The sequence below is a fragment of the Allobranchiibius sp. CTAmp26 genome (assembly GCF_017565405.1).
Lineage (GTDB): Bacteria > Actinomycetota > Actinomycetes > Actinomycetales > Dermatophilaceae > Allobranchiibius.
Window position 1 is genome coordinate 1 of record NZ_JAGEKR010000026.1, and the last position, 1,682, is coordinate 1,682.

The 1,682-nt window shown below is 65.8% G+C and carries 3 protein-coding genes; 1 reads left to right on the top strand and 2 read right to left on the bottom strand.

All coding sequences use genetic code 11. The annotated features are described in order from the left end of the window. Position 1: 1 nt before the first annotated feature. Positions 2-457 (bottom strand): class F sortase, encoded by a 456-nt coding sequence (locus tag J4030_RS18160; RefSeq protein WP_307864762.1) that lies wholly within the window; start codon positions 455-457, stop codon positions 2-4. On the opposite strand from J4030_RS18160, the gene J4030_RS18165 reads away from it, so the two are divergent. Then, a complete protein-coding gene (locus J4030_RS18165; RefSeq protein WP_243763554.1) occupies positions 375-578 on the top strand; it encodes a hypothetical protein in 204 nt (67 codons plus the stop codon). The two genes, J4030_RS18160 and J4030_RS18165, sit on opposite strands and share 83 nt — an antisense overlap. Before the next feature lie 127 nt (positions 579-705). Here J4030_RS18165 and J4030_RS17150 read toward each other — a convergent pair whose 3' ends face one another. Continuing rightward, entirely contained in the window at positions 706-1,479 is a 774-nt protein-coding gene (locus J4030_RS17150) for a hypothetical protein (RefSeq protein ID WP_208050460.1), read from the bottom strand. Between the last annotated feature and the right edge of the window lie 203 nt (positions 1,480-1,682).

Here is a 1,682-nt window from a genome sequence, read left to right on the forward strand (position 1 = left end):
CTCAGGCGGCGAGTCGGGCGTAGACGACGGTGTTGTTGCGGAAGTGGCCGGTCGCGGAGTCGAAACTGCCCCCGCAGGTGATCAGGCGCAGTTCGGGGTCGGTGGTGTTGCCGTAGACGGCCTGGGTCGGGAACGCGTCCTTGGAGACGCTGGTCACGCGGTACACGTCGAACGTGAGGGTCTTGCCGTTCTTCAGCGTCACCGTCACCGCGGCGCCGTTCTTGATCTGCGCCAGGTGGTAGAACACCGCTCCCCCACGCGAACTGGTCACGTGCCCCACGATCGTCGCCGGACCCACCGCCCCAGGGGTCGGGGATCCGGTGAACCAGCCGGCCTGGTCAGCGTGCTGGTCATCCGGTACGACGATCTGCCGGTTGGCGGTCGCGCCCAACATCAGCAACGTCGACCCCTCATTCAGGGAAGGGATGCTGATCTTGCTCGGTGGTGAGAGTGGCACCGCCGCGGGGCTGTTCGCCGCGGAAGATGTCGAGGGTGCGGACGGGGTGCTCGAGCCGGTGCTCGACGCGCTCGATTGCGAGGCCGGCAACGCGATGGCGTCGGTATGGGCGGGACGGTGAGTGCCCCAGATGATGGCGATAACACCACCGAGGACCAGACACGCGCACAGCACACCGATAGCGATGGTCTGTGCGCGTGTCCGGTTCTTCATGTGATCCTCAGCTGCTCCGTGTCAGACCGGGTAGGTCAGACGTTGGTGCGCTGACGACGACGCATCACCAACACGCCCGCAGCACCGAAGGCCACCGCAGCAGCACCGCCCGCGATCGCGGTGGTGTTGTTCGTGTCCTTGGTCGAGGCGAAGCCGGTGTTCACGCCACCACCGGGCATCATGCTCATCTGGCTGGCCTGCACCACACCACAGTCGGCCGGGTCAGTGGCCTCCTCCGGCAGGCTCGGGTCCAACTCGGACTTGGACGAGCCGCTGTACTTGCCGTCCTTGTTGTAGTCCACCCCGTGCTGCACGATGACGGCCTTACCGTCCTTCAGAGCAGTCGCGGTGGCGCTGTTGACGGTGAAGGTGCGGTTGTAGGTCGCGGTCCCGACCGGGAACCGGGTGACCGCCAGGCCACTGGCCGGGGACGTGTCGCCCGTGGTGGTCAGCGACGCCGCGATCGCGCCGTAGCTGTCCTGTGCGTCCGCGACACGCAGGTGCCCATCGACACCGGTGCCCTTCTCCGTCGGCGACGGGCAGGAGTTCGTCCCACCGACGTGGATGTGCTGCGCGTGCGGGGCACCCGCGAGCAGACCGGAGTCCACGATCTTCAGCGACAACTGGTCGCCCTTGAGCGTGCCGGACACGGTCGCGGTCGCGCCGCTCTGGTTCAGCGACGTCAGGTGCGCCGACAAGTAGGTGGTGCCGCTCGAGTCAGCCATCGCGGACGAGGCGGTCGAGAGGGGAATCGCCACACAAGCTGCTCCGGCAGCAGCCAAAGCGAGGGACTTCTTAACAGTCGACATGCGTAAACCCTTCCGTGATGCTCGATCGATGCCGGGATGACATCGCCCATTCGAGGCATTCACTGTGGAACCATTCGGTCTTTCCCAAAGCCGTCGAAACCCCCAGGGAGCTTTCAACAGGGTCGCGGCACGATCACCGCTTACTTCGACCCCCGCCCTCACCCACCCCAAACAGCAGATGACGACGAAGCCGAAATTCCAGA

Excerpts from the sequence above, each read along its gene's own strand:
- J4030_RS17150 (WP_208050460.1), bottom strand. The coding sequence starts at position 1,479 with ATGTCGACTGTTAAGAAGTCCCTCGCTTTGGCTGCTGCCGGAGCAGCT.